The following is a 2,715-nucleotide window of genomic DNA, read 5'->3' as shown; positions in this document are numbered from 1 at the left end:
GCCCTCCATTCGCCACCTTCATAGCTAGCTCCTCCTCCTAAATACATCGCTAGCGTCTGATGCAAGGAATAAAGCTGTGAACCATTCACGGCTTCCGTCGAGCCTTCAGAAAGTGTTCCAGCTTTCACGCCAGAGAGACTACGTGTATCACCATTCATGTTTGCAATTGTGATTGCACTACCCTCTTTTTCACCACCTATCTTGATTACCTTCGTAGCATCATCCTGCTTAACAAGACTATCTCCTACAACTTTATTAATCTCATTCTGAAGCTCTTTATGAATATTCATGAATGAATCACCAACACCAGCAAAGGCAGACGCAACATCATCATAGCTCTGCTCTTCAACGGCACTGCCATCTTCTTTGACGATCTTAACTTTGAAGCTTGGAGTACTCCATTGACCTTCCTTATATTCAGCGCCACCACCTAAATAAGTTGCAACAGTCTTATTCGTCTCAAAAAGCTGAGAACCATTGACCGCTTCACTTGAGCTTGCAGAAACCTCTCCATTGGAAAGAAACTTAATTTTACTGTTGCCTTTCTCATCACCCTCTCCATGTGTTGCTACAAACGCCTTTTCAGAATCACTCCACAACAACGCATTCTGCTTAATATTTTCAGTAACCTCCGTGTTGTTTTGAGTAAACTCTTTTTGAAGATTCTCAAAAGATGTTCCTACACCAGCAAATGCTTCCGATACAGTATCATACTTCTTCTCTTCAACTTTAGTACCATCCTCATTAACGATCTTAACTTTGAAACTTGGAGCCGTCCAAGCGCCACCTGCATAACTAGCGTCACCACCTAAAGACTGCGCAACACTGTTACCTAGAGCATATAGCTGATTTCCTGCTACAGCATCGCTTGAGCTAGCAGTAATATCACCATTTGCAAGTGATGTGATTTTGCTGTGTGTCTTCTCACCATCTTTTTCTCCATGCAAGGCGACAAAAGCACCTTCAGCCTTGCTCCATGATAAAGAATCTTGTGCAACTCCTTCTGAAACTTCCTTAATACGAGCGTTGATAGTGCTCATGCTGTCATTAATGTCATTAAAAGCACCTGCAACATTATTACTGCTCTTCTTATCACCTTTCGTACCATCATTGCTGAAAGTCTGAATTTGGAAATCCGGATCTTGCCATTCGCCTTTCTCATTATAACCAGCACCACCACCAAAATAGCCAGCAAACTGTTTTTGCAGATCATAAATCTGTCCACCCGTAATCGCATCACTCGAGCCTGATACTATAGAGCCAGCTGCAAGTGATGTAAGCTTGCTGTTCTCTTTATTGTCCCCATGCATCGCTACAAACGCCTCTGCGTCCTTATCCCACAACAGCGCATCGCCTTGAACTTCCTGAGTAATATTCGTGATGTTTTCAGTAAGTTCATTAAACTTATTCGTTAGGTTGTTATTCACATTCTTGAAATTCGTATCAATACCTTCAATGGCTAAACCAACATCACCATAGGATTTTTCTACTACCTCGCCTTTTGCATCAACACTGGATAATTTATAGGTTGGACCCGTGAAAGTACCATCTTTAAAGCTTGTACCTCCACCTAAGTATTTCGCAATATCCTGAGAAACCTTAGAAATCTGACCGCCATTAACCGCATCATGCGAATTCTCACTAATCTGACCTTCGGCAACATTATGCAAACCAACAGGTGCAGAACCCTTACCTTTACCCAAAGTCACACTCGCATAATTAGTGCTGCTATTATCATCACCTGTTTTATCGTAATGAACAACAGCCGATTCATCAGACTGAAGATTGTTAGAAAGCTCCTTCAGACTTTTATCAAGCTGGTCTTTATTAACAGCTTCATTACCTCTCACGGCTTCTTTCACACCGGAAAGAATTCTATCCCCTTTGTCTTTATTTGCGATATTGATTTCATTGCCTTCTACTTCTGTACCAATATTGATAACTTTTGTCTTTTCATCCTGCTTGGCAAGACTATCACTGACTACATTGGTCACATCATTGTGAACATTCGTAATAGAACTTGCAACACCTGCAAGTGCTTCCGCTACACTATTGTAAACCTTTTCCTCACCAGTGCTACCATCATCATTGACAGTTTTAAGTTTGAAGGTGGGTGCAACCCATTTTCCATTTTCATAGCCAGCACCTCCACCAAAATAGGTCGCAAATGTTTGATTCATTGAATAAAGTTGGTTGCCCGTGATCGCTTCTGTTGAACCTTTAGAAATTTCTCCATCTAAAAGAAACTTCAATTTGCTATTGTTTCCTTCCGTTCCATGCTTAGCTACAAATGCATTGGCTTCATTATTCCAATTCAAAGAATCCTGTGCGACTCCTTCAGAAACTTCCTTAATCCTCTGATTGACATTCTTGATATTTGTATCAAGTCCTTCAAAAGCTGAACCAACATTGGTAAAAGGTTTGGCTGTTATCTTACCATCTTTATCAATCTCCGATAAACTATAGGTCGGCCCAGTAAACACACCATTATTAAAAGCTGCATTGCCTCCTAAATAAGTAACAACCTTATCATTCGTTTCAAAAAGCTGACTACCCGTTACAGCATCTGTTGATTTAGCGCTAATCTCACCATTTGCAAGGAACGTAATTCTACTGTTTTCTTGTGTCCTTACAGCTCTGCCTTTTTCTTCTTTACTCTTTTCATGACGCGCTACAAAGGCATCGGCTTCCTTGCTCCATAACAAAGAATCCTGT

Annotated in this window: 1 pseudogene; it reads right to left on the bottom strand. The window is 41.0% G+C overall.

From position 1 onward, the window contains the following. A pseudogene (locus ACFINK_RS09140) lies at positions 1 to 2,715 on the bottom strand (hypothetical protein); the annotation flags it as partial.

This window comes from Bartonella sp. AA16NXGY, assembly GCF_042197325.1.
Lineage (GTDB): Bacteria > Pseudomonadota > Alphaproteobacteria > Rhizobiales > Rhizobiaceae > Bartonella.
Note: the sequence above shows the minus strand (reverse complement) of the source record. Positions and strands in the feature narration are given on the sequence as shown.